This is a genomic window from Thermodesulfobacteriota bacterium, assembly GCA_031082315.1.
Lineage (GTDB): Bacteria > Desulfobacterota > QYQD01 > QYQD01 > QYQD01 > QYQD01.
The window spans coordinates 58,488-82,547 of record JAVHLC010000002.1 but is presented as its reverse complement, the minus strand read 5'-3'; the positions used below and the strand labels follow the sequence as shown (position 1 = coordinate 82,547).

At 49.8% G+C, this 24,060-nt stretch carries 25 protein-coding genes and 1 tRNA gene; 9 read left to right on the top strand and 17 right to left on the bottom strand.

The window, feature by feature from the left end; genetic code table 11:
* Positions 1-36: 36 nt before the first annotated feature.
* From RDU59_02270 to RDU59_02245, 6 genes are all read left to right on the top strand, one after another.
* Positions 37-1,707, top strand: a complete 1,671-nt coding sequence (locus tag RDU59_02270; protein ID MDQ7837300.1) for an ATP-binding protein — start codon at positions 37-39, stop codon at positions 1,705-1,707.
* Positions 1,697-3,055 (top strand): ATP-binding protein, encoded by a 1,359-nt coding sequence (locus RDU59_02265; GenBank protein ID MDQ7837299.1) that lies wholly within the window; start codon positions 1,697-1,699, stop codon positions 3,053-3,055. The genes RDU59_02270 and RDU59_02265 overlap by 11 nt, the downstream gene beginning before the upstream one ends.
* A 30-nt stretch (positions 3,056-3,085) precedes the next feature.
* Positions 3,086-3,922 carry a response regulator gene (locus tag RDU59_02260; GenBank protein MDQ7837298.1) on the top strand — a complete coding sequence of 279 codons (837 nt, stop codon included), beginning with the start codon at positions 3,086-3,088 and terminating at the stop codon, positions 3,920-3,922.
* A 99-nt stretch (positions 3,923-4,021) separates the two neighbouring features.
* Positions 4,022-5,278 (top strand): response regulator, encoded by a 1,257-nt coding sequence (locus RDU59_02255; protein ID MDQ7837297.1) that lies wholly within the window; start codon positions 4,022-4,024, stop codon positions 5,276-5,278.
* A gap of 119 nt (positions 5,279-5,397) precedes the next feature.
* Positions 5,398-5,748, top strand: coding sequence for a hypothetical protein (locus tag RDU59_02250; GenBank protein ID MDQ7837296.1), 351 nt, complete (start codon positions 5,398-5,400; stop codon positions 5,746-5,748).
* On the top strand, positions 5,738-6,598 hold the full coding sequence (locus tag RDU59_02245; GenBank protein MDQ7837295.1) for an HDOD domain-containing protein: 861 nt from the start codon (positions 5,738-5,740) through the stop codon (positions 6,596-6,598). The genes RDU59_02250 and RDU59_02245 overlap by 11 nt, the downstream gene beginning before the upstream one ends.
* Before the next feature lie 194 nt (positions 6,599-6,792).
* Here RDU59_02245 and RDU59_02240 read toward each other — a convergent pair.
* From RDU59_02240 to RDU59_02165, 16 genes are all read right to left on the bottom strand, one after another.
* Positions 6,793-6,869: transfer RNA gene (locus RDU59_02240), tRNA-Pro, on the bottom strand.
* Positions 6,870-6,965: 96 nt separating this feature from the next.
* Positions 6,966-7,619, bottom strand: coding sequence for a metallophosphoesterase (locus tag RDU59_02235; protein MDQ7837294.1), 654 nt, complete (start codon positions 7,617-7,619; stop codon positions 6,966-6,968).
* A 163-nt stretch (positions 7,620-7,782) separates the two neighbouring features.
* Positions 7,783-8,427, bottom strand: coding sequence for an MBL fold metallo-hydrolase (locus tag RDU59_02230; protein ID MDQ7837293.1), 645 nt, complete (start codon positions 8,425-8,427; stop codon positions 7,783-7,785).
* Positions 8,417-9,361 (bottom strand): FAD-dependent oxidoreductase, encoded by a 945-nt coding sequence (locus RDU59_02225; GenBank protein MDQ7837292.1) that lies wholly within the window; start codon positions 9,359-9,361, stop codon positions 8,417-8,419. Before RDU59_02225 ends, RDU59_02230 begins: the two co-directional genes overlap by 11 nt.
* Before the next feature lie 337 nt (positions 9,362-9,698).
* Positions 9,699-9,890, bottom strand: a complete 192-nt coding sequence (locus tag RDU59_02220) for a DNA gyrase inhibitor YacG (GenBank protein MDQ7837291.1) — start codon at positions 9,888-9,890, stop codon at positions 9,699-9,701.
* Entirely contained in the window at positions 9,878-10,819 is a 942-nt protein-coding gene (locus RDU59_02215) for a universal stress protein (GenBank protein MDQ7837290.1), read from the bottom strand. The genes RDU59_02220 and RDU59_02215 overlap by 13 nt, the downstream gene beginning before the upstream one ends.
* A gap of 40 nt (positions 10,820-10,859) precedes the next feature.
* Complete coding sequence (locus tag RDU59_02210; GenBank protein MDQ7837289.1) at positions 10,860-11,258, bottom strand: YkgJ family cysteine cluster protein; 399 nt, start codon at positions 11,256-11,258, stop codon at positions 10,860-10,862.
* A gap of 204 nt (positions 11,259-11,462) precedes the next feature.
* Positions 11,463-11,744, bottom strand: a complete 282-nt coding sequence (locus RDU59_02205) for a DUF3343 domain-containing protein (protein ID MDQ7837288.1) — start codon at positions 11,742-11,744, stop codon at positions 11,463-11,465.
* A gap of 181 nt (positions 11,745-11,925) precedes the next feature.
* Positions 11,926-13,071 carry an aminotransferase class V-fold PLP-dependent enzyme gene (locus RDU59_02200; protein ID MDQ7837287.1) on the bottom strand — a complete coding sequence of 382 codons (1,146 nt, stop codon included), beginning with the start codon at positions 13,069-13,071 and terminating at the stop codon, positions 11,926-11,928.
* A gap of 3 nt (positions 13,072-13,074) precedes the next feature.
* Positions 13,075-13,698, bottom strand: a complete 624-nt coding sequence (gene yedF / locus RDU59_02195) for a sulfurtransferase-like selenium metabolism protein YedF (protein ID MDQ7837286.1) — start codon at positions 13,696-13,698, stop codon at positions 13,075-13,077.
* Between the two features lie 180 nt (positions 13,699-13,878).
* Positions 13,879-14,943, bottom strand: coding sequence for a 23S rRNA (adenine(2503)-C(2))-methyltransferase RlmN (gene rlmN / locus RDU59_02190; protein ID MDQ7837285.1), 1,065 nt, complete (start codon positions 14,941-14,943; stop codon positions 13,879-13,881).
* A gap of 8 nt (positions 14,944-14,951) precedes the next feature.
* Positions 14,952-16,187, bottom strand: a complete 1,236-nt coding sequence (locus RDU59_02185) for an NAD(P)/FAD-dependent oxidoreductase (GenBank protein MDQ7837284.1) — start codon at positions 16,185-16,187, stop codon at positions 14,952-14,954.
* A 102-nt stretch (positions 16,188-16,289) separates the two neighbouring features.
* Positions 16,290-16,952 carry a thymidylate synthase gene (locus RDU59_02180; GenBank protein ID MDQ7837283.1) on the bottom strand — a complete coding sequence of 221 codons (663 nt, stop codon included), beginning with the start codon at positions 16,950-16,952 and terminating at the stop codon, positions 16,290-16,292.
* 20 nt (positions 16,953-16,972) lie between these two features.
* The gene (locus tag RDU59_02175) at positions 16,973-17,368 is read right to left on the bottom strand and encodes a sulfite exporter TauE/SafE family protein (GenBank protein ID MDQ7837282.1); all 396 of its coding nucleotides are present in this window, start codon (positions 17,366-17,368) and stop codon (positions 16,973-16,975) included.
* Positions 17,369-17,434: 66 nt separating this feature from the next.
* Positions 17,435-18,598: an HD domain-containing protein gene (locus RDU59_02170; GenBank protein ID MDQ7837281.1), complete on the bottom strand. Its 1,164-nt coding sequence runs from the start codon at positions 18,596-18,598 to the stop codon at positions 17,435-17,437.
* Between the two features lie 85 nt (positions 18,599-18,683).
* On the bottom strand, positions 18,684-19,673 hold the full coding sequence (locus tag RDU59_02165) for a C40 family peptidase (GenBank protein MDQ7837280.1): 990 nt from the start codon (positions 19,671-19,673) through the stop codon (positions 18,684-18,686).
* Between the two features lie 414 nt (positions 19,674-20,087).
* Here RDU59_02165 and RDU59_02160 point away from each other — a divergent pair, with 414 nt between their 5' ends.
* The 3 genes from RDU59_02160 (at position 20,088) to kdsB (ending at position 23,354) form a co-directional block, all read left to right on the top strand.
* A complete protein-coding gene (locus RDU59_02160) occupies positions 20,088-21,254 on the top strand; it encodes an iron-containing alcohol dehydrogenase (protein ID MDQ7837279.1) in 1,167 nt (388 codons plus the stop codon).
* A 26-nt stretch (positions 21,255-21,280) separates the two neighbouring features.
* Positions 21,281-22,486 (top strand): DegT/DnrJ/EryC1/StrS family aminotransferase, encoded by a 1,206-nt coding sequence (locus RDU59_02155; GenBank protein MDQ7837278.1) that lies wholly within the window; start codon positions 21,281-21,283, stop codon positions 22,484-22,486.
* Positions 22,487-22,610: 124 nt separating this feature from the next.
* The gene (kdsB, locus tag RDU59_02150) at positions 22,611-23,354 is read left to right on the top strand and encodes a 3-deoxy-manno-octulosonate cytidylyltransferase (protein ID MDQ7837277.1); all 744 of its coding nucleotides are present in this window, start codon (positions 22,611-22,613) and stop codon (positions 23,352-23,354) included.
* Between the two features lie 163 nt (positions 23,355-23,517).
* Here the strand turns inward: kdsB and RDU59_02145 are convergent, their stop codons facing one another.
* Positions 23,518-24,054 carry a hypothetical protein gene (locus tag RDU59_02145; GenBank protein ID MDQ7837276.1) on the bottom strand — a complete coding sequence of 179 codons (537 nt, stop codon included), beginning with the start codon at positions 24,052-24,054 and terminating at the stop codon, positions 23,518-23,520.
* Positions 24,055-24,060 lie beyond the last annotated feature (6 nt).

Here is a 24,060-nt window from a genome sequence, read left to right as displayed (position 1 = left end):
ATATAGCGCCGATACAATCTTTCAAGGGAATATACGATGAAGAAAGAAGATAAAAATTTTCTATATCTGTCGGATAAAACAGCGTGGATCGGTGTGGGGCTAGGGTTACTCTTTTGGTTCGTTGAAGCCGCTATCCATTCTCTTGTATTACACGAGGGCACTCTTATCCAACAAATCTTTAGGCCGGCAACACATGAACTTTGGATGCGCAGCTTAGTCACGCTTATGTTCATTACGTTTGGCGGCTATGCCCAATCCACTATCAGTAGCCGCAAACGGACCAATGAGATACTGCGCGAAAGCGAAGAAAAGCTCGCCGGTATTGTAGATTCGGTGACGGATCAGATGATTATGATAGACGACCGATTTAATATCGTGTGGACCAATAATATAGCGAAGAATTTATCCGGATCAGACATGGCCGGCAAAAAATGCCATGTTGTTTACCATGGGCGCGATGCCTTATGCGAATCATGTATAGTCAAGAAGGTTTTTGAGGATGGCCGGGTCCACGAATTTGAAACGCAAATTATGGGGGCCGATGGTAAACGACATATCTTCTGGGGCACGGCCAGTGTTGCCGCACGGCATGAAGACGGCCGTCCCCGGATGGTAGTTGAGTTTCTACGCGATATTACTGAACGCAAAAAGGCCGAGGAGGAGTTGAAGAGGTACCAAAGTCAGCTCGAAAGCATGGTGGAAGAGCGCACCGCCGAACTAACAGCGGCTAACGAAGAGCTTCAACAGGAAATTACCGAACGCAGACAGATGGAAGAAGAATTATTACGGATTAAAATAAGCCTGGAGGAAGCAAACCAGCAGCTTAAACAGAATCAGGCCCAACTGGTGCAGTCGGAGAAGATGGCCTCCATCGGCCAACTGGCCGCCGGCGTGGCCCATGAGATCAATAACCCGGTGGGATTCATCAACAGCAACCTGACCACACTGGATGAGTACCGGCAGGACCTGAACACACTCATCAACAACTTCCTGAAACTTGAACAGTTGGCGGTCGGGAATCCGGCTCTATCCCATGACCAGGACTTAGCCGGCACCTTAGAGGCCATCCGGAACTCGAAAGAGAAAATGGACATGGACTTTGTCCTCGGCGACTTTGATAAGGTCATCGCCGAGTCCAAGGAGGGAATGGATCGGATCAAGAAAATCGTGCAGGATTTAAAGGACTTTTCGCACGTGGACCAGGCCGAACTGAACTGGGCGGATTTAAATAAGGGCATGGAGAGTACCTTGAACATCGTCCGGAACGAGCTCAAGTACAAGGCCACGGTGAAGAAGGACTATGGGGGCATACCGGAGGTTTACTGCTACCCCCAGCAGATCAATCAGGTCTTTATGAACATCCTGGTCAATGCCGCCCATGCCATTGAGGATAAGGGTGAGATAAAGATAAGCACGGCGTATCTGGATGGCGCTGAGCCGATGGTGGAGGTCCGCATAAGTGATACCGGGAAGGGTATTCCCCCGGAGAACCTGCCTAGGATATTCGATCCCTTTTTTACTACCAAACCGGTGGGGAAAGGGACGGGGCTTGGTCTCAGTATGGTTTACAGCATCGTCAAGAAACACGACGGCGAGATCAAAGTGGAAAGCGAGGTAGGTAAAGGGACCACTTTCATCGTTACATTGCCCGTCAATGGGCCAAAAGGCAGTGAAACGCCAGAGGGCGATCCGGATCATGCTGGATAACGAACGAAAGCTCTTCAAGCTAATGAATGAAGACACAAGGGATCTCTTTCAGAACGTGGTGGAACAATACTGGGATTTCTCCTGGTCGCTCTGGGAAACGGACCGGCTCATCCTGGCCACAAAAAAGCTTAGTACCTCTTATCTCGAAACCGTCCTTTATCCGAGGATTATAGAATGGTTTCAGTTTGTGGATAGCGATGAGCGCCTCGATCAGTTTGTAACCGAAGACGGCCTCTGTATGGCATTCCCATTGCGGTATGAGCGCGAACTTGTGGGGGCTCTAGTCCTCGGCCCGATAGCAGAAGAGGAAAACCTAACGAACGCGCAGGCTACAGGGAAACCGCTGGCCGGCGTGACCGAACTGATATTGCGGACTAATCTGAAACAGGCCCTCATGATTGACGCTCAGAGTCAGATTATGGCCTTCTCATATGAAGAGGCAGTGCAGAAAAACAAGGAATTAGAAGAGAGCGAAAGGCGTTACCGGGATCTGTCGGAAAGCCTGGAGGTAAAGGTAGAGGAAAAAAAGGCGGAACTGAAAGAGGCCTATGTGAAATTGCTCCAGGCAGACAAGATGGCCTCCATCGGGCAACTGGCCGCGGGCGTGGCCCACGAAATCAATAACCCCCTGGCCTTCATTAAAAGCAACATAAATACTTCATTTCAAATGACCGGTGAGCTCATAGAAAAAATTGAAACCTGTAAGGCCATAAGCGCAGACCTGGACGGCGACGCCGACCTCCGCCTCAACCCTTTGAAAGAAATTTTTGCGGGACAGGCTGGAGACAACCTGAATATGCTGCTGGGAGATTTTCAGGGCCTGGTCTCCGAAACTCTGGACGGAATAGCCAGGGTACAGAAGATCATCGCGGATCTAAAAGAATTTTCGCATGTAGATGACGCAACGGTAAGTTTACTTGATATCCATAAATCTCTGGACGCAACGCTCAGTGTCCTGGCGCATAAGCTGCGGGCAGGTATTAAGATCGTCCGCCGCTATGGGGATAATATTCCGCTTGTTAAATGCCATCCTCATCAGATTTCCCAGGTCTTTATGAATGTTATCCTCAATGCCATACAGGCTATTAAGGACAAGGGAGAGATAACCATTGGTACCATCTTTGTAAATGGGACGGTAAAAATAGAGATAAGCGATACCGGTTGCGGCATTCCGCCGGATCATCTTACCCGCATCTTCGACCCGTTTTTTACCACCAAGCCGGTCGGTCAGGGCACAGGAACCGGCTTAAGTGTATGTTACGAGGTAATCAAGGCCCACGGGGGAACTATTGAGACCTCAAGCGAAGTAGGCAGAGGGACGGCGATTACGATAATGTTACCGGCGTAAGCTATTTGGATATAAAAGAGGATAGATGACATGGAGGATAACACCATACTCATCGTAGATGACGAGGCCAACATCTTGCAGGCTTTGAGGCGAGTCTTCCGCCGGGAGCCTTACCGGGTGCTTACGGCCTCCAGCGGCGCAGAAGGGATCGAGATACTGGAAAAAGAGCATGTTGACCTCATCATATCCGACCAGAAGATGCCGGAGATATCCGGGACACAGTTTCTGGCCAGGGCCAAGGAACTGTATCCAGAGACGATTCGTATCATCCTGAGTGGATACACAGACGTCAATTCCATTACCGAGGCCATCAATGTCGGCAATGTTTATAAGTTCATTTTAAAGCCGTGGGAAGATGAGGTCCTGAGAACCACTATTAGGGAATCCCTGGATATTGCGCGTCTGCAAAGGGAAAACAAGGCGCTGTCCGAAACCATTAAGAAACAGAACGAGGAACTTAAGTATCTTAATAAGAATCTGGGGAAAGAAGTGGAAAACAGGATAGCCGAAATTAAATTGCAGAATGAGGCCCTGAAACTGGCACGGGACATCCTGGAAAGTCTCCCTATAGCAGTGCTCGGTACGGATAACGAAGGGTCTATAGTCCTGGTAAATAGTCTGGCCCGGGGTTACTTTGAGCCGGAAGGCCAGGCACTCCTTGGTTCTAACTTAAGGCATCATTTTGGCAAGGAACTGATAGGGATTATTGCTGATGCCATAAATTCTGAAGAGCAGAAAGAGGGGCAATATAAACATACAGATGGTAGCAGTTTTGACGTGTACTGTATCCCGCTTTCCAGAGGTAATTTTGAAGTGCCCCGTTCTGGAACGGTGATTTCGTTTTTAAATCGGCCACGAAGTCACTAAGACACAAAGTTAAAAATTTCGAAATTCGAAACTAATCTGACATCTTAGGGCCGTAGTGGCTAAACAACTACTCGAAAATTTAAAAGATAAGGTTTCACGATGGAAGACACAACCAGAACCATCCTGCTGGTAGATGATGAAGAAAATATCCTTTCTGCCTTGCAGCGCCTTTTACGGCGGGAAAATTATAATGTCATAACGAACGCCAGTCCTGAGAAGGCTCTTGAGATCCTAAAGCACGAACCTGTCTCTCTCATCATATCTGACCAGAGAATGCCGGAGATGGACGGCACTGAATTTCTGGAAAAGGCCAGAGAGATCCAGCCAGAGGCCATACGCATTATATTGACCGGATATGCGGACATAAACGCAGCCATGGCCGCCATAAACCAGGGACAGGTCTATCGCTTTATAACCAAGCCGTGGAACGACCTTGATCTTAAGGCAAACATAAAGCAGGCTATCGATTTCTACCACCTGCGCCGGGAAAACCAGAGGCTCTTTGAGCTGACGGTCCAGCAAAACGCCGATCTTAAAGAGCTAAACGAAAACCTGGAAAGAAAGGTGGAGGAGCGGACTCAGGAAATAAGCCGCCTCTATAAAGAACTTCAGTCGAGTTATTTCAAGACCATTCGCATCTTCATGGATCTTATGCAGATGTACGACCCTGCCTTGGGGGGCCATGCCAAGAGGGTAGCCGTCCTCTCCCGGCTTTTGGCCGAAAAGTGCGACTTACGGGGAGAGGAACTGGACGTAGTAGAGGCTGCGGGATCCCTCCATGACATAGGCCTGATCGGTATCCCGCGAGAGATAATCAGAAAGAAGGGTTCGGAGCGGACCGCAGCAGAAAAGGCCCTTTATGAGCAACACCCGGCCTTAGGTTATGCGATACTCAATTCCGTACCCAAATTGGATCAGGTCAGTATATTGGTCAAATCACATCATGAGCGGTTTGACGGCGCCGGGTATCCGGACAGGCTGAAGAAGGAAGAGATACCCTTGGGGGCCCGCGTCATAGCCGTGGCCAATGTCTATGATCATCTTTCGGCCCGCAAGGATATATCGAGAGAGGATGTGCTGCATCGCTTACGTAACTTAGCCGGTGGTGAACTGGATCCCTCTGTGGTTTCTGCGGCCATAGAGGCATTTTCAGCGATCAAGAAGGCAGACAGGGGAGAGGTGGCGGTTACCCTTGCGGATCTGCGACCGGATATGGTTCTGGCCCGGGAGTTAAAGACGCATTCCGGCCGGTTGCTTATGCCGAAGGATGCCGTTCTTAAAGAAGCGTATCTGGAAAAGGTCAAGAAATTTCATGAGATAGACCCCATAGTGGGGTGGATTTATGTGTACAGATAGAAAGCTCATAGCTCATGGCTCATGGCTGATGGCAATGGCAAACCACAAAGCCATTCACGAATTCCTTCGTGCCTTTGTGGCAAATTTGGTTCCGGCTTGTTCGGATTTAGGGATTGATTATGTCTAAACGAAAAATTATCAAGGGTGTAAAAATAGACGAGGTCCGGCCAGGATCGGTGGTAGGTAAAGACATGCTAAATCCCCAGGGGCAGATGATCCTGGCAAAGGACGCCAAACTGACCCCGGACATCATAGATAGACTCAAGAGGTTAGGTATTAGCAGTATTCCCATCGAAGTGGAAGAGGAGGTGGCCCGTGTTGACCCAAAGGCCCTGGAAGAAAAAATGCAAAGGGTGGACACCTTAATTGAGAGGAAATTCTGCCGGGCCTCTCCTGATAACCGCACCATGATGGGCCTAAAAGAGATATTCAGGGAGTTTATGAAGGGAAATATCAGCAATGGATCGTGAAGAGATCAGGGCGAAGATAAAAGAGACCTCTGAGGTGGCCACTATCTCCGCAGTGGCCTTCCAGACCGCACAGCTCCTTAGAAATCCAGATGTAGCCGTTAATAAGGTCACGGAGATCGTCAGCCTCGATCAGTCATTAACTGCAAAGATACTCCGCCTTGTCAACTCATCGTTTTACGGCTTTCAGGGACGGATCAGTTCTCTTTCACAGGCTGTGGTCCTTTTGGGTTTAAATACAGTGCGGAATGTTATCCTTTCGGTTTCCGTGCTCAAGGCGTTTTCCGGTGATAAGGGGTGTAAGGTCTTTGATGCAGGCAAGTTCTGGGGACATTCGGTAGGTACGGCCTTTGTCGCCAAAAATCTGGCCGAACATGTCAAGTTTAAAGAGCCTGAAGATGCCTTTATTGGCGGCCTGTTGCATGACATAGGCCGGGTTTTTATAGTCCAGTTTCTGCGGCCGGAGGCGGAAAAAATCTTAGATCTTATGATTAAAGAAGATATACCTATGCGGGAGGCCGAGGAAAAGGTATTAGATACGGATCATGCCTGGATAGGTTATGTGATGGCCAAGAACTGGCATTTCCCGCCTGCACTCTGTTCCGCTATATGCCTTCATCATGCCCCAAACGGCAAGGATGAGGAGTTTCTTCTTGCCTCGATCATTCATCTGGCGGATATAATCTGCCGGGGGATGGATCTCGGGTGCGGTGGTGATGACTTTGTCCCTGATGTCAGCCCGGCCGCCTGGCGGGAACTTTCCATGTCCCTGGAAGATGTAAAGGTCCTAATGCAAAAAACAGGTGAAAACCTCTACCAGATCGAGGAATTTCTGGCGATTCTGCGTTCGTAACATTCTAAGTCTTCAGGCAATTGTATGGGTAATAAGTAGTCTGTCATTCCCGCGAAAGCGGGAATCCAGAGAAAAAAGACTGGATTCCGGGTCAAGCCCGGAATGACAATAATACATGAAGATAGGACATTAATATTACAGGTATCAATAAATATTTTCTCTGTGTGCTCTGTGGTTAATCTTTTGAATATGAATGGTCGGGGCGAGAGGATTTGAACCTCCGACCCCCTGCTCCCAAAGCAGGTGCGCTACCGGGCTGCGCCACGCCCCGAACCCTAAAAACGTTCGGATGAATTATTAACACGGGGTATCTTACAACGCAAGGGCTAATTGTTATCAGTTTTGTTATCTCCGCCCCTTTTGCCGCTTAAATCCTCTTAAGTTCCGCCCTGATATCCTTACTGTCAATCAGTATCTCTACATATCCGCCATTTTTCAGCATCCCTGGATTTATAATCATAGTCCGGCCTATGGTGTCCTGGCCTGCGGCCTCGTGAATATGGCCGGTGATACATGCCTGGGGCTGGTGCTCCTCAATGAAGGAGCGCACGGCCTTGCTTCCTACATGGTGGCCACCAGCAACCACATCCACGCTGGTATTAAAGGGAGGAGCGTGGGCAACGAAGATTTTCAGGGCTGCATCTTTAACCTTTGCAAACCCCTGGTAAATGAAGTTCTCGATCTCTTCTTCGCTATATTCGATAGGTGTGTTAAACGGCGTATAATTGGAACCGCCCACACCAAAAATGCCTACATTCTCTATCAAAAACCCGTTGGCGTGAAGGTTTAGATGGAGTTCTGTCAGGTAATCCTGTACTGCCTTCTGGTCAAAATTACCCGCCTGGGCATAAACCTTAGGGTTATATCTTCGGATGTTTTCCAAGACCGCTTTGGCCTTATCTATCCCACCCACATTTGTTAGGTCGCCGGTGATAACGACACAGTCAGCGCGGGAGAGGTCTTTAATTTTTTCTATATTTTCCGTGCGTTCGTGGATATCGCCGAAGGCTATGATATGCATGACAATTACTTGGTTTTTATCCGAAAACTGTCGTTTCCGAATTCAAGCTTTCAGCGATCAGCTGTCAGCCGTCAGCAAAAAAAGAGAAACAGCATCTTAAGCTGAATGCCGATAGCTGAGCGCTGATTGCTCCATCCGGAGTTTTGGGGTTTTCGGATGGAAATTACTTAATGAAGTCCGTAACGTAAGCGTTCGTCTCTCTTTCCTCTCCCAGGGTCGAGACAGGTGAGTCTCCATAATTATGTCCCGGCCAGATGATGGTTTCGTCCGGCAACGGCAAAATCCGCTCTTTTATGGATTGGAGCAGAGTCTCAAATGAGCCGCCAGGCAGGTCAGTTCGCCCCACCGCTCCCACAAACAGGGTATCCCCGGTAAAAAGATTCCCTTCGCCATAAAGACAGACAGCCCCTGGAGTATGTCCGGGCGTGTGGATAGCTTTGAGCGCAGCATTCCCCACGGTTATTGCATCTCCATCTTTAATACGGATATCCGCAGGGGGGGCCGGATTAAACCCCATCTGGCGGTAAAACATCTGAATCTTCGGGTCGGAAAAGAGATCGTCATCCAGCTCGTGCATGACTATCTGCGCCCCGGTTAACTCCTTTATGCGCCTGTTCCCGCAGGTGTGGTCAGGGTGGCCATGCGTATTGACCACATATTGGATTTCAAGCCCAAGGTCTTTTGCGGCCTGTACAACTTCATCTTCATTCCCGGCCGGATCGATGAAAAGCGCCTTTTTAGTTTGAGGACAGCCGACTATATAACAGCAGACCGCCATGTGACCGACTATCATCTGCTTAATAATCATGCCCGGGCTCCTGACCTTCGGCGCCTTCCTTGCCCTGTCCTTTTACATAGGTGGCGGCGCTTATACCGGCCACACAACCTTCGCCCACCGCCTTGGCCATCTGGAAGGGTAGCCCGCAGATGTCCCCGGCCGCAAATATGCCCGGCACGTTTGTCGCCTGCCTTTTATCCGTTACTATGAATTGATAGGATTCGGGATCCAGTGCTATATCAAGATTAAGCGTCAGCTCCAAAATTCCTTTGGCCCCCAATTCGACAAAAAGGCCGTTTAAGGAGAGGGTGCGGGTGTCTGTCAACACGATTTCTTTAAGCTCATCTTCTCCCTTGAGTTCCTTAATCCAATTGCCTTCCAGGAGTTTAACTGCGCTTTCTTTAATCCGGCGTTCCAGGGATGGGACGACAGAGAGTTGTTTACAAATCAGATAGACCGTTGACGCATACTTAAGGAGGGTAAGGGCGCCAGTGGCGGCAGCCGAACCGTTTCCGATAACGGCCACCACTTGGTTGCGGAAGAAGTTGGCATCACAATCGACGCAGTAGCTTATCCCCCGCCCTAACAATTCTTTCTCCCCCTTGAGTCCCAACTTCTTGCGAGCCGCGCCCGTGGCCAGAATAAGGGCCTGGGTCTGTATTTCTTTGCCGCTTTCACTTTTGACAACAAAGGACCGATCGGCCTTTTCCAACTCCAGGGCGTCTTCTCCCAGGAGATGGGCGCCGAAGGCCTCCGCCTGCTTTTTCCCCGTCTCAAGCAGCTCAGCGCCGCTGGTATTAAGAACTGAACAATAGTTTTCAATATGGGCAGCGGCAAAAAGACTGCTCTTGTCCAATCTTCCCATGACCAAAACAGAGACCTTGCGCCTCGCCGCATGTATAGCCGCTTGCAGTCCGGCCGGGCCTGTTCCCAGGATAACAATATCGTAATTAAGCGGTGTCACACACAACCTCCCTGACAATTTTTTCACCGCAAAGGCGCAAAGTACGCAAAGAAAGGGCATTTTTTGTAATAATTTAGATTTTTGAAAGCCTGTCGTGAATGCGATGCGTTGTAAAACCTAAAGTGTTACCACTTATATGAATGAATCTGGAAATCAAGAAATCAGGAATAGAACAGTATTTTTCTCCATGAGTTCCTGAGTTCCAAATTTAAGAATCTGCAGCATTTCAGTCTCTTGAAAGCTGAGATAATCCAATGTCTTCAAGTAGCTAAAATGTTACCATTTTTTATTTTTAAAAACCTATTTCTCTGCGTACTCTGCGGCTTTGCGTGAATAGCTAATCCCTATCTTCCTTTTCCGTATCAGCCGTTGCAGTCTCCGGTTCACCCGGGATACGATAGCCTTCATCAATCCATTTACCGAGATCGATCAGTTTGCAGCGCTCGGAACAAAAGGGACGGAAAGGATTCCCTTCCCATGAAGTTGATTTATGACAGACCGGGCATTTGATCTTCACTATACTATCCAGACGGCCAGGTTCTCAGCGGAGGCCAGAATCTTACTGGAAACGCTTCCCATAAAAAATTCCCGGGTCTTAGACACCCCTTTCCTGGCCATAACAATCGTACCAAAATCCCTCCGCTGCGCTTCACGAAGAATCTCTCTGGCTACGTTGGTTGGCCCCTTTTTGATTTTATATTTGATTTGTTTTCCCGGAAGGCCCGCGTCCTGCAGCATCTTTTTCGCCTGTTCAAAGATTGCGTATATGTCTTCGGCCTCCTTTTCCATCCACAGATCTTCTACATCCGACAGATCAACCTCTTCCTCTTCAGCGCTGAAAAAACCAAGCCCGGGCAGGACATGATAAAGTGTGACTTCTATGCCGGGCAGGCCATCGATCATGAAACCCAGGTGATCGACGGCTTTCAGAGATGCATCTGAGGCGTCCATCGGCAGCAGGATCTTATTGGAGGTTATCTTCCCGTCTATCACCCAGACAGGCCGGGTTTGCAGCGCTTGTACAACCTTTGTGGATATACTCCCCATGATAGCCGATTCCAACTTGGATAGACCGCGGCGTCCAACGACTACAGCGTCATAATTTCCTTTTTCGGCCTCAAAGATAATATCCCTGGCTAATCCTATTTTTTTCTCCACGATTTGAGTATTAATGACTTCTTCGCCAAGACCCGCCCTCATAAGAATAGCCCTTCCTTTATCCATGACGGCCCGGGCCTTGCGTCTGTGAATATCCATCAATTGCTTGGCCTTCTGGCTTAACACCTGCCAGTCGCCGTACCCTTCTCCTTTCTCAGTGAGAACAGGTGGCAGTGGGGGAAGAACGTAAAAAAGGGTTGCCCGGATACTGGAATCCTTACCGAAGAGATGCCCGATATAGGCTATAGATTTTTCCGAATGTATGGAACCATCAGTGGCCACGAGTATTTTTTTGTCCATGAAGCGGATCTCCCTTCATCTTGGATTTCTACCGCCGGTTTCATTCCTTTGCCGCCGGTTTTCCGCCAAGGATTGTCTCAACATAGGGCAGGGCATCCTCAAAAGTGATGTCCTTATTAAACCCGGGACAATTTTGTTGAATTATCAGAAAACTGGCCTGATCAAGGAGGCTGGGGACAAAAGGCCATTCACGGCAACGCCCGGGCTTAAACGCATGTATGGAACATTGCCCATCCCAGAATATGCAGTGGTTATTCACTACCTTCATCTGGACGTGGGGGCCTTTGGAGACGCAATATCTTTCCAGAAATCCGCTTTCAGGAAGACCCAGGCCGGAGGCGATACGGCGAACATCGACCGGAGTCAGGCATATAGTATTCTCGCCATAACAGCAGTCATTACACATCTGACAGGTAAATAATATTTCTTCTGAATTCACAGGGATCCCTTTCTATACAGAGCGACATAATCCTTTGCGAATATTAATGTTTCTTGTCATTCCGGGCTTGACCCGGAATCCAGTTTATCTGTTTTCTTGGTTCGCGTACGGTGAACCCACAATAAGCAAAGGTAGCGCAGTTCTACCTGATTGGCAAGAATTTTGTTCTTCGGGGATGCCCGAGTAGTATCTCTGGGAAAGTTTTTATGCGGGGGCCTTGAAATAGCCTTTTCCTGTCTTTCGGAAGATAGAAAATTCCAGATGGTGTTCTGCCAGTCTTTCCCGGGCGACACCGCCGGCGCTTTCATCTATAGCCAGCGCCATACCGCAGTCTGAACTGATTTCACGCGGGACGGGTATGAGTTCACAGGGGATATCTTCTTTTTTGAGCGCCTTCTCCGCCTTGAGGACATAGTGGATGGAGTCAAAGATAAAGATAATTTTTGCGTCACTGTAACTACTCAGGTTGTCAGGTCCACGGTTCACGGTTGGTTGCCTTGCTCTCTTCATATTTCTTGAGATAGTTGATAAATCCACGAATGGCACAACACGTGTTCGTCCGGCCTGTTCGTAGACATCTTTTTAAGGTTCACCGTTCACCGTTCTGGGTTTCGTTAACCCTGAACCCCTGAACCTTGAACCGTGAACCTGAGTACTTACTTTCCGTTTATAATCTGCGGCTTATCTCATCCATCGCCCTTATGGCCTGGTCAACTTCCTCCAACGTATTGAAATAACCGAGGGAAAGACGGACAGTGCCGTTCGGGAACGTACCGATGGTCTTGTGGGCTATAGGAGCGCACTGCAACCCACCGCGGGTCATTATACCATATTTCCTGTCGAGAATAAGACATACTTCAGAGGGACTTTTATCCTCAATATTCAAAGAGACAATACCCGTCTTTTTATCGGCAGCCCGGGGGCCATAAATTTTTACGCCCTTGATACCGCTTAGCCCCTCCATCATCTGCCGGATGAGTTGCAATTCGTGGGCCCGGATGTGTTCAATCCCTTGCTCCTGGATGAATCTTATTCCGGTATTCAATCCGACGATGCCCAAGGTATTGGGCGTGCCGCTTTCATAACGGTCCGGAAGAAAATCAGGATGCGCCCAAGACTCAGAACGGCTTCCGGTTCCACCCCTCTTAAGGGGGTTTAGACGAATATCTTTTGACAGACAGAGTCCGCCGATGCCCGTGGGACCCAGAAGTGATTTATGGCCGGTAAAGGCCAGAAAATCGACCCGAGCCTCCTGCATATCAATGGGTATTACGCCGGCGCTCTGCGCCGTATCTACAAGAAAAAAGGCGTCCCCCTTGATTTCACCCACCGCTTCAATCGGAAGTATAGTCCCTGTCACGTTAGAGGCATGGTTGACCGCAACGAGTCTTGTCTCCGGCCGCAGGGCCTTTCGGATATTCTCCGGGTCAAGCCTTCCCTGATTGTCACAGGAAACTACAGTAAAATCTACATCGCGGGACTCCTTGAGATATTGCAGCGGCCGCATAACCGAGTTATGTTCCATAGAGGTGGTAACTACGTGGTCGCCGGGTTGGAGGAGACCCAAAAGGACGAGGTTCAGGGATTCCGTGACATTGGCCGTAAAGATGACCTGTTCGGAAGAAGGACAATTGAAAAAACCCGCTACGCTCTCGCGGGCCTCAAAGACAGCCCTCCCCGCCTCTATGGCGTATCTGTGTGCCGAACGTCCCGGACTTCCCGAAGTATTGGTAAGGAATGACGAGATGGCCTCGACTACCGCTTTCGGTTTAGGGAAAGACGTAGCGGCCTGATCACAGTAAATAGGCATCATGTTTTATGGGAAAATGACCTTATCGGCCTTGGCCATGGTTTCCAGGATGGAAAACATGTTGGAAATAGTGCCGACAGCCAGTTTTTCTTTCAGGTGATAATAATCCAGGCAGGTGCCACAGACCAGAATTTCCATACCGTTCGCCGCCAGGTCTTTTAATATCGGAAGTACCTCTGAACCTTCTATAGCTAAATATACTCCACGGTTGTAGAAGATCAACTTGTTTGGTTTTTCATCCACGCTGGACAAGGTCTTGAGCAGGGCCTGAACGAGTATCTTGCCCAGGGCTGCATCTCCGGCGCCCATTTGATCCGATTTAAAGACAAAGGCGGTCTCCTTTTTTGAGGGCATCTTCTGTTGGCCCGGCTGACAGGTCAAAAAATTGGGAGGCATTGTACCGGTTGTCTTACTCTCTTCTTTTTTTTCGATGGCGAGATAGAAAACCCCCTCCTTTTCTTCAACAGAGACCTTACATCCCTGGCTCTCCGCAAAGCGGGTAACATTTCCTTTAGCGGCTTCGTTATCAACTATAACTATTATTGAGCCTGTGGATATCTCTTCCAGGGCCTGCTTGGTGCGAAGAACCGGCTGAGGACAGGCCAGCCCCCGACAGTCAATGGGTTGCACTACAATCTCCTTCATACTTGCAAGTTATATTTCACCGCAAAGGCGCAAAGAAGAGAACTATACATTTTTCTTGGCATTCTTTGTGTCCTGGCGGTGAATAATCCAAAAGTACTCTAACCAAAACGGTCGCGTAGTCAAATAAAAAATGCCGATCTATTGTCTATTTTTGATGGGTTTTAGTTATACGGCTTCTTCGCTTCGCTGGCTTCCATATACAACATGAGCGTGCAATTGCCCGCAGGCCGCCGAGATATCGGCGCCCTTACTCTGACGGATCATCGTTGTGTAATGGTTTTTAATCAGTATTTGCTGAAAGGCGAGGATCTTTTCCGGTGGCGGGGGCTTGAACTCTGAACCCGGGTAGGCATTAAACGGGATAAGATTGATTTTAGCCCGGCTATCCCTTAATAGCTTGGCTAAGGCCCGGGCCTGCTCCGGGGAATCATTGACCCCGTTTATAAGAAGATACTCGAAGGTTATCATACGCCGCTGCGGCAGGGGAAAGCGCCGGCAGGCCTCGATTAATACCTCCAGGGGATAAGTCCGGTTGATGGGCATGAGAAAACTGCGAGTCTCATTATCCGGGGCGTGGAGAGAGACAGCCAGATTTACCGTGATATCCTTACCCAGCTTTTCCATCTGGGGTACAAGCCCGCACGTGGATACGGTGACCCTCCGGCTGGAAAAGCCGCAGCCCTTGTCTGCAAGGAGTATCTGCAGGCTCTTCAGAACATTTTCATAGTTGGCTAAGGGCTCGCCCATGCCCATAAAGACCAGATTGGTCAGCTTCTCCCCGGGGAGAAGCGTCCTTTGGACCGCCAAGACCTGACTTACAATCTCCGGGGCCTTTAGGTTACGTTTAAATCCGCCCCTTCCGGTAAGACAAAACCGGCATCCCATGGCGCAGCCTGCCTGGGATGACAGGCACAACGTGTAATGCCCTTTTTCCGGGATGAGAACACTCTCAATATGGTTGCCGTCTGAAAGCGCAAAGAGAAATTTTTGTGTGCCGTCCTGCGATCTTTCAATCTCTTTGGTATGAAGGTGGCTGATATAAGAAAACTCTAATAGTTTTTCCCGCAGTTCCTTCCCGAGATCGGTCATCTGGTCAAAGGACGTTACATCGCTGCGCCAAAGCCAGCGGAAGATCTGTCCGGCACGGAAACGCTCCAGGCCAGCAGATAAAACCCAGCTCTCTAATTCGGGTAGGGTCATATCTCGTAAGTCGATTTTTGTTGCTTCTATACTTGGCATCATTTTCTTGCAGCAGATTCTCCCGCTACCCAGCCGGTGGTGAAGGCCATCTGTAGGTTATAACCGCCGGTCTTGGCCTGGAGGTCTATAATCTCACCGCAAAAGTAGAGTCCCCGGATCTTTTTTGATTCCATGGTAACGGGATTGATCTCCCTCGTCAACACCCCGCCTGCGGTCACAATAGCCTCTTCAAGGGGCCGGACACCGGTTAAGGTAAGCCGCCAATCGTGCAGGAAATCTGCCAACTTGCGCCGCTCTTCTATGGTAATCTCTGCGCCTTTTTTCTCTCCCGGAATAGCAAGCAGATTTGGAACAATAGCTGCCAGCCGTTGGGGAAGCAGCGCTAACAGGATATTTTTGAACTGTCTTTTCCCCTGACTATGGAATTCTCTTATCAATCTGGCATCCAGGGTCCTGGCATCCAGGGCTGGTTTCAGACAGAGGGCGATCTCTATCCGGCCCTTATCCATGTGATCCACCACCACCCGGCTCAGGCTCAGGATGATCGGGCCCGAGATGCCGAAATGGGTAAAAAGCATCTCTCCGAACTCTTCGCCGATCTTTTTCTCACGGGCATAGACAGAGGCCCGGACATTTTTAAGAGCCAGCCCCTGGAGTTTTTTAACACAAGGTTCTTTTATCAAAAGAGGCACGAGATAGGGCCTAATAGGGACTATGGTGTGCCCTAACTCCTGAGCCATCCGAAACCCATCCCCGGTGGAACCGGTTTGGGGATACGAGGCCCCGCCCGTAGCCAGTATGACCCGGTCGGCGGCGAGATAGCCGCAACTCGTGTCTAATCCAACTAACCGGTTATTCTCCATCCGGATATGCTTCACCGCACAGTTTTTAATGATGGATACGTCGTGTTCTTTGGTGAATCGCAATAGGGCGCTGACCACATCAAGGGCGCGGTTGGAGGCCGGAAAGACGCGCTGTCCGCGTTCCACCACCGTCGGCACACCCCATCTGTCTAAGAAGTCTATGAGATCGCCGTGGAAAAACCGATTGAAGGCATTGATCAAAAAGCGGCTATCTGGTGTAAAGTTGGCTACATAATCGTTGATAGCGCCGATATTGGTAACATTGCAGCGTCCCTTGCCTGTGATGCCCAGTTTTAGGCCAAGCCGCGGCATTTTTTCCAGCAAGGTTACACTGGCCCCACAAGCCGCCGCTCTGCCTGCGGCCATAAGACCCGAGGCCCCGCCGCCAATGACTAAGACCTTTACTGGCACTTTATGCCCAACACCTGTTTGGATATTTAGACTTAGGATTTGAGTATTGTTTCGAATTTTCCGCCGTGGGCGGATCGGCCTCTGTCGGACGCGCTTCGGATTTTATGATTTGGCCACTTTCATGGTGCGCAATTTGGCCAGTTCCCAGGCATAGTCATACAGATGGAGACCCTTACTGCTGGCAATGATCTCTCCGTCTTCCACGCCAATCTCCTGGGCCATATACTCTTTGAGCATCTGTATGGCCGCCAAGTTGGCCGGAAAGCCGTTCCACAGGTCCCAGGAGCGGAAATAGACCATGAAATGGAGTTTGCCGTAGCGGATACGCGTATCAATACCGCGCAAACAGGGAGGGTCATTGAGGTATATGGTAGAGGGGTCGCCCACGGTCATATAGGCCTGATTGGTGCCGTGGCCGTCCTCTTTATACATACGAATGACTTCTTGGATCTGCGGTTCCAGATATTGACCGTATGTATATTCTTCGTTTGGCCTGCGGGCCGAGGTCATGAGGTAAGGGAGATATTCCTCTACATAGCCCGGCGCTACAGGATTTGGTATGCCTAGGGACGGCGGGATGTCTGGAATAAGGGGCCGCACGCCGGGATATTTTATACGCACCACCACAAAGTCAAACTCCAGCCGCTTTTGCCCTTCGTAACTGCCGCGTTCGATAGTATAGGTGTGTCCCTTTTCTATGATGTGATAGACACATTGGAACCAGGCATCGGGCAGGTCCCGGGCCTCAATATTTTCCATGCGCAGTCCTTGGTTCATTTTGGCGCTCATTTCTGAAAAAATATCTTTGCCGCCAGGAGTAGCAAGACGACGGCAAATATCTTCTTGAAGGTACTTGTAGAAACGTTTTGCAATAGTCTTGCTCCGACTTGGGCGCCTAAAATTCCACCCAGGCCAAGCAGGGCTCCTACCTTGAAATCCACGTGCTGAAACTTACTATGGGCAAACACCGCTGAGAGGGAAATAACCAGTATGGCCGCGAAAGAAGTCCCCACCGCCTCCTGAGCTGAAAAGCCGATGAAGATCAGGAGCGGAACTATAATAAAACCCCCGCCCAATCCGGTAAAACTGGCCGCTATACCCACTATTATCCCGGCCATTATAAATAAAATAAAGTTGCTGTAGGTGGGGTTGAACGTCATGACACCTGGTAATTTAGCCAAAGAGCACCCATTAGTCAATTGTTTTCCCTTGATGCCGTAAGGTGAAGGGTTGCTTATCCGGTTCTGTCAAAATTTACGCGGCAAGGGGTGAGGCATGAAGGCTATTTGCCCCTGCTCCAGAAAATACTCATCTGTCATGCCGGCGATAAAGTCGCGCGCTACTTCGGCCGGCTCTGTTTCTTCCTGGTAGGATGGGATCATCCCCTCTAAAAAGTCTTTAAAGATGCCTGATTCTTGGTTGTTGTCCAGGATATCCTTTAGATATTTTGCAAAGAGATCGTCGTAGAGGCGTTTGATTTTTGCCGCCTGGGTCTTTATCGCCGGATTTCGATATATCCTTTCGATGTTAAAATCTTTCATTTCCTTCAGGGTATCGGCCACTTCCGGACTGAAGGCAACAAAATTTTTCCCCATACTCGACAGCAGAATATCTTCTACTAAGTTATAGACTATCGAGCCGTTTGTATCACCCAATCTTTTTTTACAGCGCTCAGGAATATCTTCACGCCGGATAAGATTAAGTCGGATGGCATCTTCTACATCCCGCCCTATATAACTGATGGTGTCTGCCATGCGCACTACGCATCCTTCCATGGTCATGGGGATAAGTTCTGTCCTAGGATTTTTTTTCTTAGTCTCCATCTCCTGTTCTAACGCAGAGAATGTCTTTTTCTTCTGCGGGGCAAGACGGGCGTTGTGCACTTCACCATCATGGCATAATATGCCGTCTAGAACCTGTAAGGATAGGTTCCATCCGCAGCCTTTACGTTCAATTTTTTCCAGGAAACGCACGCTCTGGATGTTGTGCTGGAACGCACCTATACCGTGCCTTACACATATTTCAGAGAGATAACCCTCCCCGTCATGGCCAAAAGGAGGATGCCCGATGTCATGGCCCAGGGCTATAGCCTCAATAAGGTCCTCGTTCAGTCCCAGATACCGGCCAATAGTCCGGCCTACCTTTGACACTAATTGGACGTGGAGGACGCGGTGCGTAATATGGTCATTTTTGATGAGAGAGAAGACTTGTGTCTTATCAATATAGCGGGTGTAGGCCTGGGAGTGCAGGATGCGATCGGCATCGACTGAAAATTCCTGTCTATGGCCATGGAGTAAGCGTTCTTCCGGTTGTCGGCGCACTGCTTCAGCGCTGAATGTAGCATAGGATGAGAGATGTTGCCGCTCTCGCGCATTTAATCTCTCTTTTAACAATATAAGTTCGTTAGCCATATTGGCATTAATATAAACGATAGGTCAAATTGAGCAAATATTTTTATGGTAAGGGGGGTGATCTGTTTAGATTGATCGTGGATATTTAAATGTTACCAGACTGGGGCGGGGAGAAGATAAAAAATCGTTTCGCAGCTACGAAGGTCTTCTTATAGTAAGGCTTTTCCAAGGAAGAAATGGTTACACTCCTGTCTCTCCGGGCGGCATGGATCATCTTGCCTTCACCTATGTAAATTCCAGTATGCCCAATTTGCCCTGACGATGGAGACCGCCTAAAAAACAGGACATCGCCTATTCGGAGCTTTGACCAGTCAAATTTATTTGTCACCAGCATGCCTACTTTTATTTGTTCCCGGCTGGAGCGGGGTAAGTGTACGCCGAATTTAGCAAAGACCTTTTGTACAAATCCGGAACAGTCAATGCCACTTAACCCCGACACACCGCCCAGCCTGTAAGGAGCGCCTAACAGTTGCTTTGCCGTTGTCAGCAGCAGGTTGGCAAAACGCTTGCAGTAGCCTTCTTCTATGGGCTTATCTGTGTGCGAGAGGCCTGTTGGCTCGGGGCTGACCGCCTTTAAAGAAATGGGGTCAACCCGGGAAGATACGGGATTTGGGGAGGGTTTTGAACTGCCGCCAGAATTCAGGGAGTCTGCTATAGAGTTCTTACCCTCCGTATCTTCCTGAGACTTGTTCTGAACATTATTGCCATCAAGGGGTTTAAGGAGATAATCCCCATTTTCCAGGGGGATGACCTTCATAAGGGGCTTGCGATCGGGGACAAAATTTTCTTTTTGAACTATGCTAGACGCCTTAGTGCCCGAGACGTTGGAGGCGATATGTCTTTTTAGTCTTTTCCGTGCATGGCGAGATTTTGATTTCTTGCTGGAAGTCTTCTTATGAGCTACTATCTTTTTGGCTTTAGCCTTAACAATCAGTGGCCTCTTAGTTTTAGCAAGGCCGTCAGATGCAGGGAATACCAGGCAGAGACTAATAACGGAAAGAATCACTACAATAAAGCGGATAAATGAGAACTTAGCTTTTCTCTTGGCTATGCTTTCCTGCCATGGAAAGCTCATTTGTACCTCCATGTTCGACTTTACATTTAGCTTCTATTTATACTTATCGAGCTTTAAAGAAATTACTTTAGGATAATTTAGGAAGTTTCTTTTTAATATCTGATTCTTACCGGATAGTCAAGGGAAATGTGAAAAGCTGTCAGCACTCAGCTATCGGCATAAAGCCGGTCCACCGTTCACTGTTGACCGTTTACCGAAAGAAAATGTCGGACAACGGTTAAACGGATAACAAACATGCTGACAGATGATGGCTGATCGTTGAAAGCGTGAAGTTCGCCCCGGCGAATCTGCCTATGGCACGGACGGCCTAGGGACGGATGAACACTAAATTGTTTGAAAAGTGGAGGTGACTCTGTTATACTGATGGCGCTTTGGTATTTATAACTTATTGAAATTACAATAAAAGGAGTAATAATGGCCTCTTTTTCCTTTAAACTTGCGACATCTATAAGATTTGGGGTCGGAGTGATTGACGAACTGCCGGATGCCGTCAAAAAACTAAAGGGGACTAAGCCGCTTTTAGTTGCTGATCCGTCCCTGCGCAAGGCCGGTTTATTAAACAACCTGGAAGAACCGCTCAAGAAAACAGGCATTTCGTATGCACTGTTTGAAGAGGTCGATCCTGAACCGGGTCTGAAACTGGCTGACCGGGCCACGGAGATGGCCCGCAAAAACGGGTGCGATTGTGTTATCGGGTCCGGCGGCGGCTCGGCTATGGACATTGCCAAGGCAGCGGCTGTTCTTCTGACAAACAAGGGGAAAGCGGTCGATTATGTCGGGCTTAATAAGGTGGAAAAGCCGGGTGTCCCCAAGATCATGGTGCCCACTACGGCCGGGACCGGCAGCGAGGTCACGTTTACGGCGGTCTTCATCAATGAAAAGACCAAGTCTAAGGGGGGGATAAACGCTGATTTCCTTTATCCGGAACTGGCTATTCTCGACCCGGCGTTGACTGCCTCTGTGCCTCCTTTAGTGACCGCCTATACGGGCATTGATGCCTTTACCCACGCCCTCGAGGCATTTGTCTCGCGAGCCGCCCAACCTTTCTCCGATCTCTGGGCCCTGGAAGGAATAAGGCTTATCAGTGGAAGTCTGCGGCGGGCTTACTGCCAGGGTGATGACCTGGAGGCCAGAAGCGATATGCTCCTCGGCAGTCTCTACGGCGGGCTGGCCCTGGCCACGGCCGGGGTAGGGCTGGTCCATGCCATGGCCTATCCTCTGGGGGGGCTATACCGGATACCGCACGGCCTGGCCAACGCGGTGCTGTTACCTTATGTAATGGTCTATAATCTGGTCGGAGACCTTCCGAAGTTCGCTGCCATCAACGAAGTCATGGGAGAAGATGTATCACACGGCTCACTGCGCGAGACGGCCGAGATGGCCTGCGAGGCAGTGCGCCTCCTGTGCGCGGATGTGGGCATTCCGGAGTCTCTTAAAGACCTTAACATCCCTGAAAAAGATATACCGAAGATGGCCAAGATTGCCATGACCGTGGCCAGGCCTATTGCCAATAACCCGCGCACCGTGACTGTGGACGAAGTGATCGCACTTTATGAGATGGCCTATGAAGGGCTCGATTAAAGGCCCTAAGGAAAGGAGACTGACCAATGCCTGGATATGAAGTCTTTGGCAAAGAAGAACGGAGACAGATAATGGACGTCCTGAAAACAGGCGTCCTCTTTCGATATGAGTTTCCTAATGAACGCAAGGGCATCTACAAAGTCAAAGAATTTGAAGAGGCCTTTGCCCGCTACTGTGGCGTAGCCCATGCTCAGGCCGTCTCCTCCGGGACGGCGGCCCTGAAGGTGGCTATGGCCGCCCTAGGTATCGGCGCCGGCGACGAGGTCATAACCCAGGGATTTACCTTTGTGGCCACCTGGGAGGCCATCTTTGCCATCGGCGCTATACCGGTGTTCGCAGAGATAGACGAGACCCTGAATATGGACCCGGCAGATGTGGAGAAAAAAATAACCCCGCGCACCAGGGCCATTATCCCTGTGCACATGTTAGGGGCGCAGGCCAGGATTGAAGAGATCGTGGCTATCGCCCGCCGCCATAACCTGAAGGTGATAGAAGATACCGCCCAAGCCGCCGGGGGCCGGATAAATGGCAAACATGTGGGCGCCTTCGGCGATATGGGCACGTTTTCCTTTGATCCGGTTAAGACCATCACCACCGGCGAAGGCGGTATGGTCATTACCAATGACGCCGGCCTCTACTGCAGGGCCTGCGAATACCACGATCACGGCCATGATCATGTGCCCAATCCCGGCGGGAGGGGCGGGGAAGGGCGGAGTTTTATCGGTTTGAACTACCGTATGATGGAACTCCAGGGAGCCATCGGCCTGGCCCAATTGGCAAAGCTCGACAGCATCATTGCCCGGCAGAGGAAAAACAAGGCCCGTATAAAGAAGGCCCTTAAGAAAATTAAAGGGATAACCTTCCGCAGGCTCATCGATGAGGCCGGGGATACGGCTACTTTTCTGGCCTTTTTCCTGCCGGATGCAGAAAAGGCACGGGCCTTTAATACCGTTCTCAAAGAAAACGGCGCCGGGGCCATCTATTTTGCCGAAAATACGTGGCATTACTACCCGAAATGGGAGCATCTCCTGGCCGGTTCCACGCTGGCGGCGAACGGCTGGCCGTTCCAGCATAAAGAAGCCGGCCGTGACCTTAAATACCGGCCTGATGCCCTACCCCAGTCGGCAAGGATCGTGGAACGGTGCCTGGTCTATCCCATCCCGGTAAAGATGCCTAAAGAGCGCCTGGCCCAGATTCTTGGCGCTATTGAAAAGGCTGCTAAAGTCCTATGAAACGCGCATCCGCCAGCGGCGGACAAAGGACAATGAAAATAATCCCCCCTCACCCCCCTTTAGTAAAGGGGGGGACATCCATTAAGTCCCCCTTTGGAAAAGGGGGATACAGGGGGATTTTCGGGTGAAAATCGTGGCCATAATTCCGGCCCGCTACCCATCGACGCGCTTCCCCGGGAAGCCCCTGGCCGACATCTTTGGAAAGCCCATGATCCAGCATGTCTATGAGCGGGCCAAACAGGTGCAGGAAGTGGCCAAGGTGGTCGCGGCTACGGATGATGAACGCATCTATGATGCTGTGCTCGGGTTTGGCGGCGAGGCGGTCATGACTGCTGTCGGCCACCCCTCCGGCACAGACCGGATCGCTGAGGCCGCGGATAAGTTATCCCTGGCCGATGAGGACATCGTCGTCAATATCCAGGGCGATCAGCCTTTGTTCCCGCCTGAGATTATCAAAGACCTCACCGCGCCCCTCTTGGGCGATAAAGCCATCCCCATGTCCACCCTTATCTATAAGATCGTGCGGCCTGAGGAGCTTACCGATCCCAATCACGTAAAGACCGTATTTGACCGGGATGGTTATGCCCTTTATTTTTCCAGGGCCACCATCCCGTTTTTTCGCGGAGAAGGCGCGCCACCTGACTACTACAAGCACCTCGGTTTCTATGCGTACCGCAAGAGTTTCCTCACGCGCTTTGTCGCACTGCCCGTGGGGGTCTGGGAGGCATCTGAAAGGCTGGAACAGCTCCGCGCCCTCGAACACGGCTACCGGATTAAGGTCGTTCTGACCCCGCACGATTCCATCGAGGTGGATACCCCCGCGGATTTAGAGCGGGTCAGAGAGGTGATGTTGGCAGAGAGCCGATAAAGGTGGATTCGTTAAAAAGCCTTTTCACCGCTGAGTACGCAGAGCCCACAGAGAAAAACTTTAAACTGTTTAATATGTTATCTCGGCGTTCTCGGCGACCTCTGCGGTAATTTTGACTTTTTACAAGATCATGAAGGTTTAAGGTTTAATGTTGCGCAATTAGTCATTTCTGCCCTGATAGTTTCATAACATATTCCCAGGTATTAACCCCTGACGGCAAGATAGCATTCAGCGCCCCTGAAAGAGCAGAAGTTTTCTCTTCAAGCTCCTGAATCTTTTCGTTCGCTGCCTCAGGAAATCCCTTGAATATTGCCACGGATAACCTTTCAATCTGTCTCAATTGCTGTCCCAGCCCATTACTGATTAAGTTTAGATGATCCACCAATACCTGGCACACAAAGGTATTGCAGACCGGAGACCTGTATTCGTTTAAGAAACAACCGGTGGAGGTCAGGTATCCGCATCCTTTCCCTCTGGTCAGGGGATATTTTGTGGCCCTCAGGATAGAGATATCTGATGCGATGCTGTTGACCTTGATTTCGGTGATGCGTGGAGTCTGATCTATACAGCAATCCCGTTCCTCCTCATTTTCCACACAATAGCCCACACATACGGACACAGTGTAGCGGTCAAAGAATTCCCTGAGAATCCGCTCGGTCCTCAGATATTGCTCTATAAGTAATACCTTGTCGATAGCCACGGAAGA

Coding starts and splice junctions, on each gene's coding strand:
- RDU59_02270 (MDQ7837300.1), top strand. CDS start 37: ATGAAGAAAGAAGATAAAAATTTTCTATATCTGTCGGATAAAACAGCG.
- RDU59_02265 (MDQ7837299.1), top strand. CDS start 1,697: ATGCTGGATAACGAACGAAAGCTCTTCAAGCTAATGAATGAAGACACA.
- RDU59_02260 (MDQ7837298.1), top strand. CDS start 3,086: ATGGAGGATAACACCATACTCATCGTAGATGACGAGGCCAACATCTTG.
- RDU59_02255 (MDQ7837297.1), top strand. CDS start 4,022: ATGGAAGACACAACCAGAACCATCCTGCTGGTAGATGATGAAGAAAAT.
- RDU59_02250 (MDQ7837296.1), top strand. CDS start 5,398: ATGTCTAAACGAAAAATTATCAAGGGTGTAAAAATAGACGAGGTCCGG.
- RDU59_02245 (MDQ7837295.1), top strand. CDS start 5,738: ATGGATCGTGAAGAGATCAGGGCGAAGATAAAAGAGACCTCTGAGGTG.
- RDU59_02235 (MDQ7837294.1), bottom strand. CDS start 7,619: ATGCATATCATAGCCTTCGGCGATATCCACGAACGCACGGAAAATATA.
- RDU59_02230 (MDQ7837293.1), bottom strand. CDS start 8,427: ATGATTATTAAGCAGATGATAGTCGGTCACATGGCGGTCTGCTGTTAT.
- RDU59_02215 (MDQ7837290.1), bottom strand. CDS start 10,819: ATGGACAAAAAAATACTCGTGGCCACTGATGGTTCCATACATTCGGAA.
- RDU59_02200 (MDQ7837287.1), bottom strand. CDS start 13,071: ATGATGCCTATTTACTGTGATCAGGCCGCTACGTCTTTCCCTAAACCG.
- RDU59_02170 (MDQ7837281.1), bottom strand. CDS start 18,598: ATGGCTAACGAACTTATATTGTTAAAAGAGAGATTAAATGCGCGAGAG.
- RDU59_02165 (MDQ7837280.1), bottom strand. CDS start 19,673: ATGAGCTTTCCATGGCAGGAAAGCATAGCCAAGAGAAAAGCTAAGTTC.
- RDU59_02160 (MDQ7837279.1), top strand. CDS start 20,088: ATGGCCTCTTTTTCCTTTAAACTTGCGACATCTATAAGATTTGGGGTC.
- RDU59_02155 (MDQ7837278.1), top strand. CDS start 21,281: ATGCCTGGATATGAAGTCTTTGGCAAAGAAGAACGGAGACAGATAATG.